The sequence below is a fragment of the Planctomycetia bacterium genome, from assembly GCA_016795155.1.
GTDB lineage: Bacteria > Planctomycetota > Planctomycetia > Gemmatales > HRBIN36 > JAEUIE01.
In genome coordinates this window covers 55,229-74,255 of sequence record JAEUIE010000002.1, presented here as the reverse complement: position 1 = coordinate 74,255, position 19,027 = coordinate 55,229, and the positions used below count along the sequence as shown (strand labels likewise).

18 protein-coding genes are annotated in these 19,027 nt (G+C 48.3%); 9 read left to right on the top strand and 9 right to left on the bottom strand.

Annotated features, from left to right (window positions below):
- Nucleotides 1–255: 255 nt before the first annotated feature.
- From JNJ77_00330 to JNJ77_00320, 3 genes are read left to right on the top strand one after another with little or no spacing between them, the layout of a single operon-like run.
- Nucleotides 256–1,191 carry an SPFH domain-containing protein gene (locus JNJ77_00330; GenBank protein MBL8821005.1) on the top strand — a complete coding sequence of 312 codons (936 nt, stop codon included), beginning with the start codon at nt 256–258 and terminating at the stop codon, nt 1,189–1,191.
- A 43-nt stretch (nt 1,192–1,234) separates the two neighbouring features.
- Nucleotides 1,235–1,447 (top strand): hypothetical protein, encoded by a 213-nt coding sequence (locus tag JNJ77_00325; GenBank protein MBL8821004.1) that lies wholly within the window; start codon nt 1,235–1,237, stop codon nt 1,445–1,447.
- Between the two features lie 22 nt (nt 1,448–1,469).
- Nucleotides 1,470–3,308: a hypothetical protein gene (locus JNJ77_00320; GenBank protein ID MBL8821003.1), complete on the top strand. Its 1,839-nt coding sequence runs from the start codon at nt 1,470–1,472 to the stop codon at nt 3,306–3,308.
- A gap of 7 nt (nt 3,309–3,315) precedes the next feature.
- On the opposite strand, the gene JNJ77_00315 is transcribed toward JNJ77_00320, so the two are convergent.
- The 5 genes from JNJ77_00315 to JNJ77_00295 form a co-directional block, all read right to left on the bottom strand.
- On the bottom strand, nt 3,316–4,131 hold the full coding sequence (locus JNJ77_00315) for a hypothetical protein (protein MBL8821002.1): 816 nt from the start codon (nt 4,129–4,131) through the stop codon (nt 3,316–3,318).
- A 52-nt stretch (nt 4,132–4,183) separates the two neighbouring features.
- Nucleotides 4,184–5,071: an FAD-binding protein gene (locus JNJ77_00310; GenBank protein MBL8821001.1), complete on the bottom strand. Its 888-nt coding sequence runs from the start codon at nt 5,069–5,071 to the stop codon at nt 4,184–4,186.
- A gap of 64 nt (nt 5,072–5,135) precedes the next feature.
- On the bottom strand, nt 5,136–5,501 hold the full coding sequence (locus JNJ77_00305) for a response regulator (protein ID MBL8821000.1): 366 nt from the start codon (nt 5,499–5,501) through the stop codon (nt 5,136–5,138).
- Between the two features lie 78 nt (nt 5,502–5,579).
- Nucleotides 5,580–6,635: a serine/threonine protein kinase gene (locus tag JNJ77_00300; GenBank protein ID MBL8820999.1), complete on the bottom strand. Its 1,056-nt coding sequence runs from the start codon at nt 6,633–6,635 to the stop codon at nt 5,580–5,582.
- A gap of 355 nt (nt 6,636–6,990) precedes the next feature.
- Nucleotides 6,991–8,124 (bottom strand): DUF1559 domain-containing protein, encoded by a 1,134-nt coding sequence (locus JNJ77_00295; GenBank protein ID MBL8820998.1) that lies wholly within the window; start codon nt 8,122–8,124, stop codon nt 6,991–6,993.
- Between the two features lie 306 nt (nt 8,125–8,430).
- On the opposite strand from JNJ77_00295, the gene rpmF reads away from it, so the two are divergent.
- Both rpmF and plsX read left to right on the top strand, forming a co-directional pair.
- The gene (gene rpmF / locus JNJ77_00290; GenBank protein ID MBL8820997.1) at nt 8,431–8,643 is read left to right on the top strand and encodes a 50S ribosomal protein L32; all 213 of its coding nucleotides are present in this window, start codon (nt 8,431–8,433) and stop codon (nt 8,641–8,643) included.
- A 3-nt stretch (nt 8,644–8,646) separates the two neighbouring features.
- Nucleotides 8,647–9,681 carry a phosphate acyltransferase PlsX gene (gene plsX / locus JNJ77_00285; protein MBL8820996.1) on the top strand — a complete coding sequence of 345 codons (1,035 nt, stop codon included), beginning with the start codon at nt 8,647–8,649 and terminating at the stop codon, nt 9,679–9,681.
- Between the two features lie 71 nt (nt 9,682–9,752).
- On the opposite strand, the gene JNJ77_00280 is transcribed toward plsX, so the two are convergent.
- Complete coding sequence (locus tag JNJ77_00280) at nt 9,753–11,942, bottom strand: hypothetical protein (GenBank protein ID MBL8820995.1); 2,190 nt, start codon at nt 11,940–11,942, stop codon at nt 9,753–9,755.
- 149 nt (nt 11,943–12,091) lie between these two features.
- Here JNJ77_00280 and JNJ77_00275 point away from each other — a divergent pair, with 149 nt between their 5' ends.
- The 4 genes from JNJ77_00275 to JNJ77_00260 all read left to right on the top strand — a co-directional run bounded on the left by JNJ77_00275 (nt 12,092) and on the right by JNJ77_00260 (nt 16,179).
- Entirely contained in the window at nt 12,092–13,135 is a 1,044-nt protein-coding gene (locus JNJ77_00275) for an amidohydrolase (protein MBL8820994.1), read from the top strand.
- 276 nt (nt 13,136–13,411) lie between these two features.
- Complete coding sequence (locus JNJ77_00270; protein MBL8820993.1) at nt 13,412–15,190, top strand: 30S ribosomal protein S1; 1,779 nt, start codon at nt 13,412–13,414, stop codon at nt 15,188–15,190.
- Nucleotides 15,191–15,331: 141 nt separating this feature from the next.
- A complete protein-coding gene (locus JNJ77_00265; protein ID MBL8820992.1) occupies nt 15,332–15,712 on the top strand; it encodes a hypothetical protein in 381 nt (126 codons plus the stop codon).
- Between the two features lie 11 nt (nt 15,713–15,723).
- Nucleotides 15,724–16,179: a response regulator gene (locus JNJ77_00260; protein MBL8820991.1), complete on the top strand. Its 456-nt coding sequence runs from the start codon at nt 15,724–15,726 to the stop codon at nt 16,177–16,179.
- Here the strand turns inward: JNJ77_00260 and JNJ77_00255 are convergent.
- From JNJ77_00255 to JNJ77_00245, 3 genes are read right to left on the bottom strand one after another with little or no spacing between them, the layout of a single operon-like run.
- Complete coding sequence (locus JNJ77_00255; GenBank protein ID MBL8820990.1) at nt 16,176–16,610, bottom strand: acyl-CoA thioesterase; 435 nt, start codon at nt 16,608–16,610, stop codon at nt 16,176–16,178. The two genes, JNJ77_00260 and JNJ77_00255, sit on opposite strands and share 4 nt — an antisense overlap.
- Nucleotides 16,611–16,623: 13 nt before the next feature.
- Nucleotides 16,624–16,980 (bottom strand): antibiotic biosynthesis monooxygenase, encoded by a 357-nt coding sequence (locus tag JNJ77_00250; protein MBL8820989.1) that lies wholly within the window; start codon nt 16,978–16,980, stop codon nt 16,624–16,626.
- A 47-nt stretch (nt 16,981–17,027) separates the two neighbouring features.
- Nucleotides 17,028–18,956 carry a CocE/NonD family hydrolase gene (locus JNJ77_00245; protein MBL8820988.1) on the bottom strand — a complete coding sequence of 643 codons (1,929 nt, stop codon included), beginning with the start codon at nt 18,954–18,956 and terminating at the stop codon, nt 17,028–17,030.
- Nucleotides 18,957–19,027: the final 71 nt, after the last annotated feature.

Sequence of the window (19,027 nt, the reverse complement as noted above, 5' to 3'; positions counted from 1 at the left end):
TGGTCTTCATTGATCAGAGATTAATGCTTCTTCTTAGCCAGCAATGATTCCAAAACAAGTTATCATGGTGATGTGATCCGGTCAATTTGCAACAGGATCAATTATTGTTCATTTGAAATTGGTTGCCACATCTCCTTTAATCACTTGTATTTACAGCATTGATTCTAAAAACAATCCGCAAACAAGGCCAGCACTCCTTGAATTGAAATCATATTGATAGTAAAATGATATCACTTTGAAATCAAGGAGTTTAACATGAACGATCGAGCATTTAGATTAGCTTCCGGATGGTCAGCATTGATCGCCCTCTTGGGTGGATTACTGGCAATTATTCTGATCGGTGTACTTCTGGGATTTACACCTATTCCTGAACTGGCCTGGCTGGTGGTCATACCATCCATCTTCTGGTTCATCTGCTTATTTGGTTTCGTTGTTGTTAATCCGAATCAGGCCTGTGTCGTTCAACTCTTTGGAGAGTACTTGGGCACCATCAAGGACGTTGGCTTCTACTACGGCAATCCGTTCTACTGGCGAACCAGAGTCAGCTTGCGGATTAGAACTTTTGAAACGGGAGTCACTGAATCTGATGAAGTGAAAGATGCAGCAGGCAAAGTAGTGAAACAGGCTTCCCAATCACGTCGACCCCTGAAAGTGAACGACAAGGATGGCACTCCCATTGAAATTGCTGCAGTGGTCGTCTGGAAAGTAATTGATGCAGCACAGGCAGTTTTCCAGGTTGATGATTACGAAGGGTATGTACATACGCAGGCTGATGCAGCACTCCGAAACCTGGCGAGTCATTATCGCTATGATGCACCGGAAGATGATGTATCATCCCTTCGCGGACATATCGAGGATGTTGCAGAAAAACTGAAACACGAACTGCAGGAACGGATGCAGCAGGCAGGTGTCATCATTCAGGAAGCTCGAATCAGTTACCTTGCATACGCACCTGAGATTGCTGCAGCTATGCTTCAGCGTCAGCAGGCTTCAGCCACGATTGCTGCAAGGAAGCTGATCGTTGATGCAGCAGTTGGCATGGTGGAACATGCACTGGATGAGTTGAATCAACGGAAAGTTGTCGAACTTGACCCTGAGCGGCGTGCCTCCATGGTCAGCAATCTTCTGGTGGTGTTATGTGGGCACCAGAGCGTACAGCCCGTTGTGAACACTGGAACTCTTTACTCATAAAAGATGCGAACTACTCAGCAAGCTTGTTCATGGAGTAAACGAGATGACTCGAAAGTCGTTCTTACTGCGGTTGGATCCTGCATTGCTGGCGGCGTTGCAGCGGTGGGCAGAGCAGGACCTCCGCAGCTTGAACGGGCAGATTGAGTATCTGCTGCGACAGGCGGTGGTGAAGCAGGGGATCAAGATTCAAGAAGTGGTTGAATCACAGAGTCAGGGAGATGTGGGTGTGGAGCCTAAGGAGGATGTGGTAGGATAATGGGCGACATCGGGAGACTATCATGCTTTGCTACCGGCACATTCAGCTTTTCATCATCATCGGATTCTTTCCTGCGGTCAGTCTGCATGCTGAGGAGATCATCGCCTTTGCCGGGGTGGTGATTGCAGAAGGGAAGCCCGTTCCAGGAGCGACGGTGTGGTTGATTGAGGGCTCATCGGAACGGCCTGGAATGGATACTGGTAACGCCATCTTGGCGCAGGTGAAGACAGATGACCGTGGCCAGTTCCGATTGCCATACTGCAAAGACAAGAGCCTGGCAGGTATTCTGGTGCGGGCAGTTGACGGACGGATGAGCGAAATCAAAAAGTTTGCTGTTGTGGATGATCCACTTCATCTGACTTGTGAGTTGCCGGCAGGCAAGGAGTATCGTGGGAGACTAGTCGATCAAACGGGCAAGCCGTGGGCAGGTGCTATCGTTCAGCCGGTAAGAGTGTTAGGCGGTGTACGCAAGCGCACCGAACTGGGGCAAGCGGTCTTCACTTCGATCGAGCAGCATGTCGAACTACCACCTCCGCTACAGCAGCAGTTCCAGGTCACAACTGGCGACGATGGCAACTTCGTATTGCCAGGTATTCCGCATCCCGGTTTGCTGCATCTTAAAGTCAATTTGCGAACGGGGTATGAAGTGAGAACACGCTTTGATGTTGAGCGCGAGAAGGAAATCGTTATTGCTCAACCTGGGAAGTTACATGTCAAATTTACTGGGGTAGATGATCCCACGGCGCTTCGTGACAGTGTGTGGGGAGCCATGAGTTCGAATGATGATAGTGCTCGCGAGTTCGGTTTGAGTTGCTATCGTCGAGAAAAAAATCGTGGCACTGTTGAACTTTCGATTGACGGATTACATCCCGGTCACGGCTGGATTCAAGCAGACTACCAGAGTAATGTGCCATTTGTCTATTCATCGGTTCACAGTCCTCAGTTCAGCATTAAGTCAGGCGAAACGACGAAATTGAACATCCCGATGGTGCGAGCGATCAAGGTTACAGGAAGAGTTGTTGACCAGAAAACAAAGCAAGGGATCAATGGAGTTACGGTCGGGGTTTCTTCTACTCAACTTTATTCAGCACTTGCGGTAATACCACTACCAACTGTGACGCAGGCTGATGGCACGTTTACCCGCTATGTTCGTCCGGGATTGATCAATTGCACAATGTATTATGCCCCACCAAAGACATGGTTAGTAGGCAACGAGTTCTTACGAAATGACCGTCAGCGGCCAGTTGAAGTTACACAGGGGGAAATAGTGTGGCCGGATATCGAGTTGATTCCCTCGGCAACGTTGCGAGGTCGGGTTCTCGATAAGCAGGGCAAGCCCGTAGTGGGAGCGTGGATTCATACTACACAGAACTACTATCACAGCCTGGCCAACACGCCGATGACAGATCATGATGGCCGGTTTCAACTCAACAACCTGCGGCCGGAATTGTTGGAAATTTATGTCCGTAGCAACCAGGGGGTTAGTCCGGAACTGGTAAAGGTCAATCTCGACAAGCCGCTCGTTGAAGTGGTGCTGCAAGTTGATCCGAAGGCGGCAGTTTATCTCGAAGGACAACTGATAGACACACTGGGCAAGCCGCTGCCCCGCTTGTCCTTGGAACTGGATGTCCCGTTGCGAGATGTGCCTGAATCGTATGCAAGCCGAGGTCTTCGGTTTTGGTTACAATCCACCGATGCACAAGGTCGTTTCCGAGCAGGCCCGTTCTGGCCTGGGCAGAAGTATCAACTCTCAAGTTGGATCGTGGAACAGCAAGCTCGTTTTCGATCTCCGTTGCTGCTGAGTGTTCCTGGGGAAACTCTGCAATTTGGAAAGATGGTGTACACAGGATATAAGCCATAGAAGTTCATTACTGCACGGGCTTTCGCTGCAATCCTTCCTTCACTCGCACATCGAGCACGTAGCCTGCAGGAACGTCCAGTGTTCCATACCGTTCAAGATAAATCCTGATTCGACTCTTCTTCTCCTCAAAAGTTGGCTCTTCTACATTCGATCCTTTCAACGTTTGCCAAATGATACTGGTACCACCCTTAGTCTTCAGTCGAAGTTCTGAAACGTCCAGAGCTGGATAATTCGCTATTTGAATACTGCTAAGATTCCACTGAGATACATCATTTTCTAGCTGCTGTGCTGTTTTGGCCGCTTGCACCAGCCATTGACTTGATTCTTCCTGACGATCGTTCCATCCGACAATTGAAATCAGATTCCATTTCCATTTTTGAGCAACCGGCAACAACAACTTTCCATGTTGATCAACCCAGTGAACTTGTGATCCATTTTCAATCTTGGCCACCGGTTTTCTGAATGTCAGATCAACTTGCAATTGCCTTGGTGATACCAGTGCTACCCTTTGAACTGATTCAACCCATTCATGTCGTTGAATGGTTTCCCGGAGACGCTCAAGCAGTTCAGTTTCATGGAGGTTCAGTTCTTCCTGAAATTGACCAGCGGCCCGTACCTCATTCAGGAAGTCTTTTACAGGCATCGGGGGAACAGCTGACAACCTAAGATCGTCCCAGCGCAATCGGAATTGGGATTCGAGAGGCTTTTGGTGTAACAGCAACCCAAGCAGTAATATCGGAATCACTATACACACCAGGCACGCCAGGCGTCTGCTCCATTCCTCTAGTGAACTATCAGGAGGTGGAGTTGCCAGACGAGCCATCCAGAAATCCCGTTAACCAGAATAAGTTCAATTACAGTTTATTTCCTAACGTTTACCAGATAACCAGACTTGGTTGAAGTGTTTCGCCGAGTCTTTCTTCAACATGGGTTTGAACCAGTTCCATCAATTGAAGCACATCGTTTACTTTGGCGTCGCCTGTCACCACAACATAGTTGGCATCACGTTCACTAAGTGAAGCACTGCCAACTTTGCTTAATTGAACGCTTGCCTTGACGATTAACTGATTAGCTGTTCCGCCAGGTGGATCACGAAACAATCTGGCGAATCTTTCATGCCGTAAGGGCTGATTCGTTGTGGTATGTATCCAGTGCTTGCGAATTCGTTTAATGATGGATTCCTTCTGGTCGTGATGCAGTGTAAATTCCGCCCCTAGGATAATTGCGCCATCAGGAGTAGAAAGTAACTGATCGATGGGAATTTCATCTCGGGCATGCCAGGCTACTTTACCATGCGAATCTAGTAATTGAACGCGACTGACATATTGACTGAGTGGGCCTGTTTTCACTTTCAGATCATTCTTGAGCGCCCCACCGACAGTACCAGGGAAACCTACCAGGCTTTCCAGACCGCCGAGTTGCCTCCTCGCAGCAGTCGAAAGCAAGTGTCCAAGGGTGACGCCTGTTTTGGCAGATACTTTGTTATCCTCGACTTCAATTGTCTGAAAGCAGGGAGCAGTAAATTGAATGACTAGGCCTTGAAACCCTGTATCCTGAACGAGAATATTTGTTCCACTACCCAGGAATCTGACACCCACCTGATTCCTAGCTGCCTGTGTGAGCATCTCATAAAGTACTTCGATGCTGTCTGGAGTGACCAATGCTGAAGCTGGCCCACCCATGCGTAGTGAAGTTAAAGGTGCAAGCGGAGCCTGCTTCTGCACGCTTCCTGGCCATTTGTCTAAAAAGGACAGCGAGGACATAGAAATCCTTATCAGTGACTACTCTTTCAGCCTACTGCGAAGAACACTGGAGGCAATACTTCAATCAGTTCAGATACTGCATCATCAATTCAACAAACTCCGGTTGACCAATACTTGACTTACCAAACCCCTGCACTGCTCCTGCAGCCATTGCTTGCTGCTGATACTCATCAAAATTGCTAACCAACATAACAGGGATTTTTGATTCATTTTTCTTCAACTGCTTAATGAACTCAACACCAGATTCATTATTGGAGTCAAATACCCTGTTTATGAGCACAATCTTATAATCATTTTCGTTAATCATTTTTCTAGCACTTACCGCATCATCAGCCGAATCAATTTCAACACGAAAGTGCTGTTTCAACACACGTTGCAGGTTGCTTTGATCATATGCACAATTTCCCACTGACAGCACACGTTGAGACATTATGATCCCCGAATTCGATTCGCCTCAGTTTCATTTAATTACATATTACGATCTGATCAACACAGCGTTATCTAGTGTTCATCGACCTTTTCCAATTTCACGTAGTTTCTCTGCAACCAGTTGTGCAGATGAAGGTCTACGAGCTGGGTCTTTTGCCAACAACTGACTAAGAAGTTGAGCGAGTTCCATCGGCACAGTCGGAACAAAGTCCAAAATCTCAGGTGGGGGAGAATGGCGTTGATGAGCAATCTTTTCTCTGGCTGACATTTTGCTGTCAATGTTAAACGGTGGCTTGCCTGTGAGAGTATAAAACAACGTACACCCTAGTGCATAAAGATCAGAGGCCGGAAGAGGCAATTTATCAGGATATGTTTGCTCAGGCGCCATGTAAGAAATAGTTCCAGCGATGTTACCTTTTCCGCTGAGGCTGGCACGTTCAGGAGGTCGCGCTAAGTCGATTGCTAATCCAAAATCCAGAACCTTACATCTTGTTCCCTGATGCAGATGCCTTACTTCACGGGGCAACATTATTACATTTGCAGGTTTAATATCGGCATGAACAATTCCCTGTCGATGTGCATGACTGAGTGCAACTGCCAAATCTGCAATCAATCTAACCGCGGTTCCGATCGGCATCACGCCAAACTGCTGGACCTGACGGTAAATATCCATGCCAGGAACATATTCGAGTGCCAGACATAGCACTCCTCTGATATATCGCAGAAACTGCACTTTAGTGATGCCCGGATGATTCAGGCGCTTGCCGATGAGTGCTTCGCGATGAAATCGATCCACCAGATGTGGGGCCTTTTGAGCCTTGTTTGGCGGTAATAATTTTATTGCGAGCAATTCCTGCGTTTGCCGGTCGTTAGCAAGAAAAACATGAGCCATGCCACCTTTCCCTAAAGGTGCCAGCAATTCCATGTTACCCATGACCAGGCCTTTGCATCGCCCTTTTAAAAGAGTATCTGCCTGGTACTTGCTGAGTTTGCCATGACGGACCAGTTCCAGTGCCAACTCCTGCGGTGTAACCGGTGGGTCTATCTTTGTTGTATTTCGATAATGGTTCATCTCCTCGGCTGACAATAGCCGGGTATGCTCAAGATCATTCAGGAATTCTGCCAGGTCGGGCATGACACCAGCTGCAATCGCTTGCAAAGACATCATTTGTTACGAAGTTTAGATAGTTTTAACCGTATATGCATCATATCACGAAACACAAGGTCCGGAGTTGATTGGGCATGAAGAAAATGTGAGGAAATAATTTAATTTTTCGGAATAACAGGTGCTGGTGATTTAGAAGCCTTATTTTTGCTGAATACCTTGGTGGAAGCAATCGACATCTTTCCCTCTGTTACTGGTGCCCCTGGGTTACATCCCGACAACACGAGAACCAGGAACACCAGCAGTAATACATTACGATACATAATTACGTCCTAATTCAGCTTGGAAGTGAAATTGTTCCTTCCTTTAATTCAGCTCAGCCAAATCACTCCAGGATGGCTGATGTATCGTTCTGGTACCCATCACGTCGGCCTGCCAGTTGTTGGAGAAGCGCCCAATCGCTGGTAATAGATATCGATGGCTGTGTTGTGTTTCCATACCTTACCAGGCGGACTGAACCATCACCAAAACAGAATTGAACACCGGCAGCGTGACGGCTGCTGAATCTGAACCAATGCGCACCGTCCTGTCCTGCTGGCGGTGTATCCCCGAGTGCAGGTGGATCATCATCATCGCAAGGGATATTGGCTTTGCCTAAGCCATAACCCGTTGACATGCTGCCTACTCCCATCCATGACCATACGTGGATGCGAGTGCCAACTCCATTGCCACCAAGGCCTTCACCAAACATGAGCGTATTGCTGGTGCCATCCTGTACCGCGAGTTGCCCAAGGGTCAATTGCGAGCGATTGCACATGATACCTTCCCACCGGCTATAGAAGTTGTTGATTTCACCATTTCCTGCTGCACCTGCAACTCCTGTGTAACTGGTTCGTCCAAGTGCATCTGCATATGCTTCGCTTCCTACATCCTCAGGATGTAATCCCATCACAAAACCATTTGCTACATGAGTTGTCAGAAGAGCCCCTTCTACAGTTGCTTCGTCGACCGTATCTGATGGACATTTCAGTATCTTCAATTTCACTTGCCCCGTTGCAGGCTGAATATTTCCCAGTGCAGTCCACCATCCGAAATGCTCTTGCTGTAAACCGAGTTGCAGGGGTGGACCGGATGGAACTGGGCCAACCATCGGGAAATTCTGTTGTGTGGCCCACAACTGCTTATAGAGATTATCCTGCTCCATGTAAGGCAGCAGAACAACTAGGCAACCAATCCAGGGGCCACGCTCCGGTGCGACATCGGGCGAAACATTGGTGGTTCCATTATTCAGTAGTGGACCGTAATAACCTGGCGGTAGTTTCTGATAGTCTCCATGATAATTGTGTGCAGCTATTCCGATTTGCCTTAAATTACTGGCACAGAGCATCTTGTTTGCTGCTTCCCTGACTTTCTGAATAGCAGGAAGCAACAACGCCATCAATAAGGCAATAATGGCGATAACCACCAGCAATTCAATCAGAGTAAAGCCATGTCGTTTGGATAAGCGATGTACCTTCATGTTTCACCTCAATACAACAAAGTATAACGACGTAACCACTATAGATCACATACGCACGAAGTACAACATTGTTTTACCAAATATTCCAAAATTATACGCTTTTTGAAACCCGACTCGTATCTGACATTTCCCTTCTGTCGACATGCTAGACAAGTACCCTTGCTTCCATATAAAATCAGCCCTGAACTGTACAACTTCAGGCATCTTAACATTGACAGGCCAACGCTTGTTTTCCCTAAGGAAATTAACAACCAAGCCAGTTATCTGTCTGATTATTGATGACTGACAAAGAAGGATAATTGTTCCATGGCAGTACCCAAAAGACGCACCTCTAAAGCAGCTAAGGGTAAGCGTCGTAGCCACATCAGTACCGCAAAAGCACCGCGATACCAGTATTGTTCGCAGTGCGGTGAACCTGTACTTCCTCACCGTGTTTGTTCCCAATGCGGTTTCTATGCTTCGAAAGGGCAAGCAGAATCTCGTCATCCGTTAAAGGAAAACGAGAAAGAGGAGAAGTAATCCATGCGAATCGCCCTGGATGTGATGGGAGGCGATCACGGACCAGCCCCAGTTGTGGCCGGTGCTCTCGAAGCTGTTCAAACCAATCCCAATATCATCCTGACACTGGTTGGTGATCGTGGTCAGATTGAGCCCTTGATCCAGAACCTGCCTGAAGAAATCAGCTCACGTGTAGGCACTCACCATGCAAGCCAGGTGCTTACCATGGAAGATCACCCATTACTGGGGCTTCGCAAGAAACCTGATTGCTCTATCCTCCGAACCTGGCAACTGATGGCGGAACGCAAGGTCGAAGCGATTGTTTCGCCTGGTAATACAGGCGCCGTTGTTGCTGCCGGCCTGCGTTTGAAAAAGTTTTTGAAATATGTACGTCGACCAGGCATCGCTACCGTCATGCCAACCATGAAAGGCCCTTGCGTCATGATTGATGTGGGCGCCAATGCTGCCCCCAAAGCAACGCATCTCTTTCAGTATGGGGTAATGGGCTCCATTTACGCACGAAAGATCTGCAATAAAGAGCACCCAACGATCGGTTTGATGAACATAGGATCAGAATCTGCCAAGGGACATGACTTGGCCAAAGAAACCTACGAATTATTTAAAGCCAGCCATCTTTCTGACCGCTTTGTTGGCAACATCGAAGGCCGGGACATTCACCGCGGCGCCACCGATGTAGTCGTTTGCGATGGCTTCGTTGGCAACGTCATTCTGAAAGTATGCGAAGGACTTTTTGAATTCGTACTAACGATGACGGGGCAAGCATTGAATTCTGCACTAGATGTCGAGAAGCTTAAAGGGCTAGGCGCACTCAAGCAGTTATCTGAAAAGTACGACTACGCAGCAGTTGGCGGCGCTCCCCTGTTAGGAATTGACGGCATTTGCATTATCTGCCACGGCTCGAGCAAGGAAAGAGCTATCAAGAACGCATTATTACTTGCAGCCAAGGAAATTGATGCTGGACTGAATCAGCACATCGTTAAGGAATTGGAAGCTGACCCGGCACTTGCTGCTGCTGCTGCTAATGAATCAGATGATTAATAAATCCATCAGGAATGGATAAAGCGGAACTCAAAAGAGTTCCGCTTTATTTGTTATAAATCCACTGTCTGTTATGGTGGAAGTGTTTCATTCCCACCTTTTAGTTGTGCAGGCAACCTGCTTCTGATGATCTGAATAGCTTTATTTCGCTGATCTTCGGGACCAACAGGATCGAAGATGTTTGGCCTTTCAGGTACATAAACCGACAACACACGATGAGCTTGTTCGCGAATTGCTACTGAAGGATGTGCCATGGCTTCCAGAACAGTGTGTATTGATTTTGGTGTTGCCTGTTCGATTCCTCGGTAAAGTGCCAGGAGTAACAAGGCATCTTCATCACGATAACCTTGTGCTTTCAGAATCTCCTTGAGTTGAGTTGCATGTGCAGGGTCTTGATTTAACCACAGTTGAACAACGTCATGACTGTACTTGCGTCTTCCGTTGGCAAGCGGATCGTTTTGAAGCTTAACCAGTGGAGCAATTCGGTTCACAGCAGACATACCCAACAAACCAGCTTGCCGATCGATGAGTTTACCTTCTTCGATGGCTTCATCACATGCCAGAGCAAACCATTTGTGATCATTGCCATCCTGCTGCAACCTGGCATGAACGCGGCTTCGTAGTGAAACCAGGCTGTCAACCGCTTCACGCGGTGCGGTTTGATATTTCGACAGCCAGGCTGGCAACTCAGCCAACTCACTGACAGCTCCACTTTTGCCTTCCTGCATTCTTGAATCCCAATGCAGCTTTTGCTTTGGCTTCAACGTAAACTGCTGCTGGTCTTGCTTAACAACAATGTTCCCCTTCGTTACGGTAAGATCGAGCAAGTCCTCCAACTTCCATGGTCCTTCGCCAGCAATCACTCGTCCGCCAGCCTGTATTCCCAGCTCCCCCCCTGATGGAATGGTAATTTCCCACGTGAGGCCGGAATACCGAAGATAGATCAATGAATTACCCAGATCATGATTGCGTCCTTGCACAATCACACAGCCTCTGATCAGTGTGATATCTGCTACTGCATCCATGGTGGGGTGCAGGAAAATCCTGGATTCAGCAACCGGATGACTTGCCAGGTTTGTCGAAAACTGCCCCATCAATATGATTTTCAAGCCGTTACTTAACGCAATGTTTGCAGTGTAGCCAGGCAACGCAATCAGCATTTCATTAGAGATGACAGATGCCTGCGGCTTGACGAGACTGTATCCACCGTCCGATCGTTGTTGCAGAAACATGCCTAGCGATTCTGCACCATTGACACCAAGTGGAATATGTGCTGTGCGTTCAGGAACAGCAATACGCGGCTGAGCGTTCGCTATTGCAGGAAGTGTAACTACTGGCTCGTTGGGTTGACTTTCCTGTCCAAGACTCATCATCCAATTCATGGGGATACCGGGACGAGATGCCACCATGCCTGCCAAAAGCGACCAGGTATCAACGGTGGTTTGCCAGTTCGGCTGCCCTTCAATGCTGATGACTGGAACAGGCCATACGTTTACATTTTTGATGACTGGCATTGCAGCAGGCAGATTCTGTTTGTTCTCTTTGATGACTTCTGGCTTATTCTCAACATCTGGAGCTGGTATTTCCAGATTTTCTGGTTCTCGTACCACAATTGCATTTTCGTGGGTTAAGCGGTTCCAGGGGATGCTCCAGACAACCACAGTGAACAACAGCATCAGCATTAGTGCGCCTGTTACGAAAAGCCCCTGCTTCCAGCGTGAATCTACCAGACCATGGTACAGGGGTTCCAGGATGGCCTGGTTCTCTTCGTCTTCACGAGGTGGCAATGTCTCCTTAACCTCCCAAAGTGGTGGTTTGGAAGGTCGTGATTCCCGAGGCACGATTCGTAATGGCTGAGCTTCGGGGCCTTCCACTAATCCATACATGCGCTGTCGGGCCAAAGGAGGCACTTTGACTGCCTGCATCCCTAAGGTCATGATCTGATGACAGGCAGCCACTTCCGCCAGATAGACATCGGTATCAATGCAAATCTGTTCAAAATCTGCTTCCTGCTCCTGACTCATTTGTCCATCGAGGAACGCTGCTACTTCGTTGGGGTCATCCTGATGATGTGGTGGCAAATCCTGCCTCTCAGCAACATCAGGCGTACTTAACCTGCGACGACGAACCACCCGCTTGATGCGATCGGTTAATTGGCGTACTTTGTCGTTTTCCTGAACATGTTCGCTGATCTGTGAAGCTGTGCTATGTGCCAGGCGGTCATCCAGATAAGCCAGTAATCCTCGTAAAGTCAGTCGCATGACAACCTCTATTCTCATTTTCCAAATACTTACTCTCACACCTTATTAGTGGCATCCTGATGACTGTTTCGTTCACAGAGTACACTTTTTAATATTCAGGGTTGCAACAAACCATTAACCTTGAGGGTCAGATCATGCAGGAGGTTTAGATGACATATATGAATCGTCGTGAATGGCTTGCGATGGCTTTAAGCACCGCAACCGTGCAGACTGATACATTTGCAAAAGATGACAAACCCAAGCTCGATATCCATGTGCATCTGTTCGGCACGGGAGATTCCGGCAGTGGCTGCAGGCTGAGTGAGTCCATTCAGAATGGCATTCAATTCCGTGTTCTCACTCTTGCACTCAATCTGAAAACACAGGGCAAGACCCTTGACGAAGCCTATGTCAACGTGCTCATTCAGCACATCAAGCAATCAGGACTTACCAAAGTTGCCGTTTTGAGCCAGGATGCTATCTACGATTCTCATGGCGAAGCAGACTGGAATCGTACCAGCTTCTATGTTCCCAATAACTACCTATTCAAGATAACAGCCCAGCATCAGGACCTGATGATCCCCTGCCCTGGCATAAACCCACAACGTAAAGATGCACTCGAGGAGCTGGAACGTATTCACACTCAGGGAGCCAGGCTTTTCAAAATTCATCCACCCACCCAAGGGGTGAATGTTGCGGACAGAAAATACACGAAGTTCTACCAGCGATGTGCAGAATTGAAACTCGTCATCATGGTACACACCGGCCACGAACATAGTGCCCCTGTCATTGACAAAGACCTCGCCAACCCTGCCCGGCTTGAACTCATGCTCGATCAAGGTCCCACGGTGGTAGCGTGCCATGCAGGTACTGGCTGGCCCAGCGACTATCCTGATCAGCTTCCTGCATTCACTCATTTGCTTAAGCGCTACCCTAATCTTTGGGGTGACACTGCCGTGCTGGGAACTGCGGGGCGTGTTCGCGACTTCTCTCGACTGTTGGAGAACACCGCCATCTGTGATCGTCTCCTGCACGGGTCTGACTTTCCATTTCCCATCAGTCCCAGCAGTTACGCTGCTCGCATCGGCAGTGAAACGGTCAAGAATATCAACAAGGAAAAGAGTTGGATTGCAAAGGACTACTTACTGAAAGAGGCACTCGGAATTGGCAAAGCCAGTGCTGAACGTGCCTGGAAGGTATTGCTGGGTAAATAATCGACTCTATTGTTTGTAAAAGGGTGAACTACAGAAGTTTTCCCTGAAAAGTAGCTTATCCGGATCCATGAATAATGGGCAAATTCCAGTTCATGTATGCCCATAATTGGTTCTGCTCATTTGATTCCACCTCCTGTATTCCTGCTACTAGCTACTGACTTCTCTCTTCCTATACTATCCTGTCCCCCGATGATGGGTTGCCACGCATAGTTGCGTGGCTGCGTCGGGTCGTTGGCACTCTGTGATGGCTTGTCGCCATCCAACCAAGAGAGATTCATGGTTAACCGTAACCTCATTCGTGATTTTGAAATTGAAGAGCAGGATATCGAGCAGGCATTTGCCGGCTTTGGCATGTCTGCTGAAGAAGCACTCCCCAGTATCTATGTCGATCAACAGCAGGAATTTGACCCCAACAAAGTGGTCGTCGGCAAGATTCGTGAAATCCACGATAACGATGTCGTGGTAGATGTAGGCTATAAGAGCGAAGGCATCATTCCCCTCAACGAATGGTGGGATGAAGGCACTAATAAGGTCAGCCCTCCCCAGGTGGGTGATGAAGTTCGAGTGTTACTCGAAGATATCGATGATGCCAATGGCCTGTTGATGCTCAGCTATCGTAAGGCCAAACGACAGGAAGAATGGGAACGAGTAATCCGCCAGCACAAAGAAGGCGATGTTGTTCAAGGCGCTGTCACCAAAAAGATCAAGGGTGGATTGCTGGTTAACATCGGCGTGAACGTATTTTTGCCTGCCAGCCAGGTAGATATCCGTCGGCCTTCCGATATCGGCGATTACATCGGTAAGGATGTTCGCTGTAAGATTCTTAAGATCGATGAAGCTCGACGCAATATCGTCGTCAGCCGTCGCAAGCTCATCGAAGATGAACGCACCGAGAAAAAGAAGAAGCTTCTGGAAGAGATTGCTCCCGGCCAGCTTCGCAAGGGTATTGTCAAAAACATTGCAGACTTCGGAGCGTTTGTTGACCTCGGCGGCATTGATGGCCTGTTGCACATCACCGATATGTCGTGGGGTCGCGTACAGCACCCGAGCGACATGGTGCACATCGAGCAGGAACTCGAAGTCTACATCATCAATGTTGATCGCGACAAGGAACGGATCGCAGTCGGACTGAAACAGAAGCAGGCCTCACCATGGGATGGTGTTGAAGCCAAGTACCCAGTCAACAGCCGACATACAGGCGAAGTGGTCAATGTAATGACCTATGGTGCCTTCGTGAAACTCGAACCCGGCATCGAAGGCCTCGTCCACATCTCGGAAATGAGTTGGACGAAACGCATCAATCATCCGAACGAAATGGTACACATCGGTGACAAGATAGAAGTCGAAGTGCTCAATATCAATAAGGATAAGCAGGAAATTTCGCTTGGCATGAAACAGTGCCACACGAATCCCTGGGATAAAGTCGCGGAGAAATATCCGACCGGCACCCAGGTTTCCGGCGTGGTCCGCAACCTCACCAACTATGGTGCTTTCATCGAAATCGAAGAAGGCATCGATGGCTTGCTGCATGTCAGCGACATCAGTTGGGTACGCAAAGTATCTCACCCCAACGAAGTGCTACAGAAAGGTCAGACCGTCAACTGCGTGGTTCTTGCAGTCGATCAGGAACGCAAGCGTGTGGCACTGGGAATGAAGCAACTTTCGAGCGATCCCTGGGAAACCGACATACCAGAACGATACAAGCAGAATCAGGTTGTTCAGGGCAAGGTTACCAAGATCACCAACTTTGGTGTCTTCATTGAACTTGAACCTGGGCTCGAAGGCCTGCTGCATGTTTCCGAACTGGCTGATGACAAAGTCGACAGTCCGGAAAACGTCGTCAAGGTTGGCGACACCATCGATGTCAAAGTTCTAAAGATTGATCGCGAAGAACGCAAGATCGGCTTGTCCCGCAAACGTGCCGGTCAGGACGATGATGAGGTCATTGAAGAAGTAGAAACCAGTGAAGAGAAAGCAGCCCGTGAGCCACTCAAGGGTGGAATGGGTAGCGGTGGCGGGCAACTATTCACCTTGCCAGGTGCTAAGGAAGAATAACAAACCCAATATGTCATAATCAAGACGCCCCTGATCGCAATGATCAGGGGCTTTTTGTTTGTGAATACGCACGGGATCGACCAGCCTTGCATTGCTTGTTTCAGGGATTATTATTGCCTTGCTTCCCTGAAAAGACGATTCATGTTTGGAAAAGCCAAAAAGCCAATCGACCGCATGCCTTATCCGCGCTCTGTTTCGAGCAAGGCAATTGATATTGGCATTCCTCCAGGTCGATATGCCTATGCGGTTGATATCAAAGAAACCATACATGTCGTTCCCGATGGGTTGCATGTGCATCCAAAGATACTAGGCAACGCCAGAGAAGCGTTATACGCTGGGGAACTAGCAATTGACACTCGTGGTATTGTTTCCGAAATCAACAACCTGAGCGGCACTTTCCGGTTTAGGAGTCAGCGATCACTTTGCGGTGTAGCTGAACGCTTGCGCATGCTTGGATTTTCCGTCAAATTGGTCATGTGGTATTGCCCTTTCGGAACACGCATACGACAATTGAATTGCTAAGGCAAACAACCATGAAAAGAACCATTCTGATACTCGAGGACAATGCTGAACGAGCCGAAGCGATGAAAGCCTGGCTTTCTGATCGACTCTATATGTTCGCCATTGAAGTTTTTGATCATCCCAAACCATTGATCGAACGTCTGCAAGCTTCGATTGAGGAAGTTACTGCCCTTTCGCTAGATCATGATCTGAACGACACAGATTTCACAAAGTACCCAGGCGGTGATGCAACCGGCATGGATGTTGTTCGATATCTGCAAACCATCGAACCTGTATTTCCAGTCATCGTACATTCAACAAACAGCTATGAAGCGGCCACAATGGTCAGTAAGCTCAAAAAAAATCGTTGGGCGGTCGAACGCATCGTTCCATTTAATGGCATATCATGGATTGGCAACGACTGGCTGCCGACGTTGAAGCGACTTCTTGAAAATAGTATTGCGGAACGATTGTCGACAGCTGGCTAACTCTCCGCCGAGAACATTCGTCTCACATCTGAATTTACTTTCTTCGGGCGCTGAGTGACAGGATCCACCGGGCACCACACGGTACGCGCTATAGCCAGCGGCTTTCGAACCATCGACAGTATTTCCGTATGCCTGTCAAAGCGTAAGCCTTCTGCTATTCCAATCCAGGTTCGCAGAATAATCTCATCGTTCAATCGTGCTGCAGCCTTGTAATCAATTTCATGTCGCAACACCATCCAAACCATTTCCTGCTGCTGTTCCGGAGTCGCTATGAGTTGCCAATGGGCAATCGCAATATCCTGCACCCAGCGAAGATAAACCGTGTTATTGACATGGCCCAACTCATCGATATCAGTTTCACGCACTACCACTACCTGTTCATGGGGAATCCGGAAATCCAACGGATTTTGAACTCGGCTGTTCTGTTCCATCTTCTCACTCACGCTACTCACCTGCAAAAGTATAAACTTTGATGTCGGGCGAACCAGCAAGATATGGAGCAACCGTGCTCAAAAGCGTCTGGGTATGCGCTTCCCTCAAATGGGCATCGAGTGCGGAAACACTTTTCCATCGCTCATAATTCACGTAATTGCCCTCATCTGTAGAACTGCTGTTGAGGTCATAAGCGATGCAATCTCGTTCTTGCCTGGTAGCCCTGATGCACTCTTTGAACGCTGCTTCGAACTGAATTTTGCATTCAGGTTTGATCTTGATCATGACAGCCATCGTAAATGGCTTGCCATGATCTTTCAGCTGCGATTTCACTGCTGCCAGTATGGGATGATCTTCTTGTACAGGCATAGATAGGGTTACTCCAAATCAATGTTGCAAGTCAGTCCGGATAGAAGTTATTTAAGGACTCTTACCACAATCTTCGATCCGTTTTCAGCGAAGTGGTAAACGCGGTGTGTTGCCTTCTGAAAATCCGCTTCGGTGGCTTTGTAGATATCGCAGAATGTTTGCGGGTTGCGATCCACCAGTGGAAACCAACTGCTCTGCACTTGAACCATCAACTTATGCCCAGGACGGAAGGTGTGAAACACGTCTGGCATGGTAAAACTTACTTTAGTGGGTTTCCCCGGCTCGAAGGCTTCAGGCTTTTCGAAACTCTTGCGGAATTTACCCCGCATGACATCGCCACGGAGAAGCTGCTGATAGCCCCCCATCCGCACGTTGGCAGGGTTAGGATCAGGGTCTGCAGCATCATCGGGATAGACATCAATCATCTTCACCACCCAGTCGGCATCGGTACCAGTAGTGGAGACTACGAGTTCCACTTCGATGGGGCCTGCCAAGGTCAAATCGTTTTTCAAAACATCCGTCTGATAGGTGAGCACATCCGTTCGGCGGCTGGCAAAACGCTGATCAGCTATCATATACTCCTTTTCCATTCCAATGCCGATCTTGTCGATGTAAGGGACAGGTTTGCTGGGATCGCTGATGAACTCGTCAAAACTGTTATCTGATTGTGGTCGTCTTGTAGGCTGTTTTGTAAAGTCACTCGCAATTGCTAACTGACCATTTCCAGTCAATTGAAAATCATTAAGACTGACATTTTTAGGCGGCCACGTATCAAACTTTCGCCACTGATTCGTTCCCGTTTCAAATACCCATGCGCCGGGCGCCTTCCACTCTCCTTTGTCATGTAAATGATGCTGGAAGAATGGGAATTGAATCTTGTCACGGAAGTACTCGCCTGTCTTTGCATTGAATTTGACATTGCCCAAGCTGTCGCCATCGCCACGGTTCCAGCCGCCATGCACCCAGGGTCCCATGACGAGGGTGTTGCCTGGCTTAGCAGAGACATTCTTTCCAACGTGGAGTGCACCAAAGAGGTTTTCCGCATCAAACCAACCACCGACGGTTAGCACTGCGGGCTTAACATCCTTGTTGATGTACTGCCGGATGTTTCTACTCTTCCAGAACTCATCATAATTGCCATGCTCCATCATCTGATTCCAGAAAGCCACCTGTCCTTTGAGATGGAGTTTGTCTGCATAGTTAAGCGCCTTCATTTTCAGGAAGAAATCGTACCCATCAGGGGTGCCATGATCGAACGGCATGTATGGATACTTACTCGTTGGTTCCGGACGAGGCTTGCCAAAATTGGCCATGAAGTTGAAACAATGAGGCAGGAATAAGGCTCCATTATGATGAAAGTCATCACCAATGAACCAATCGGTCACAGGCGCCTGGGGTGAAACAGCCTTGAGAGCCGGATGTGCATCAATCATCCCTGCCGCAGTGTAAAACCCTGGGTAACTGATTCCCCACTGCCCTACTTTACCATTGTGATTCGGAACATTCTTGATCAACCACTCGATGGTATCGTAGGTGTCGCTGCTTTCATCTACCTGAGTGTTGTCTTTTTTGTTGGGGATGTGCGGTGTCATGTTGACAAAGTCACCTTCCGACATCCAGCGGCCGCGAACATCCTGATTGACGAAGATATATCCTTCTTTATCAAATGCTGCAGATGGCCCCAGTCGATTGCGGTATTTGTCTATTCCATAGGGCGCAACACTGTAAGGCGTACGCATCAACATGATGGGATAAGGCCGACTGTCTTCCTTCGGTCGATAGATCGATGTGAACAGCTTTTTGCCATCCCGCATCGGAACTAACACCTCGTACTTGGTGTAGTTGGCAAGAATATACTCGGCATGCTGTTTTTCTTCATCCGTTGCAGCTTGCTGCTGGCGGTTTCTCTGTTGCGCTTGTCCCATCAGAGAGGTTGTGAATCCTAACAGAAGCAGTAGAAGTGTTGCTCGTTTCATGGTGCTGATCCATTCGTTAAATGATGGTCACATGATAGATGAAAACTCCGTTGTTGCAAATTAATAGTGGG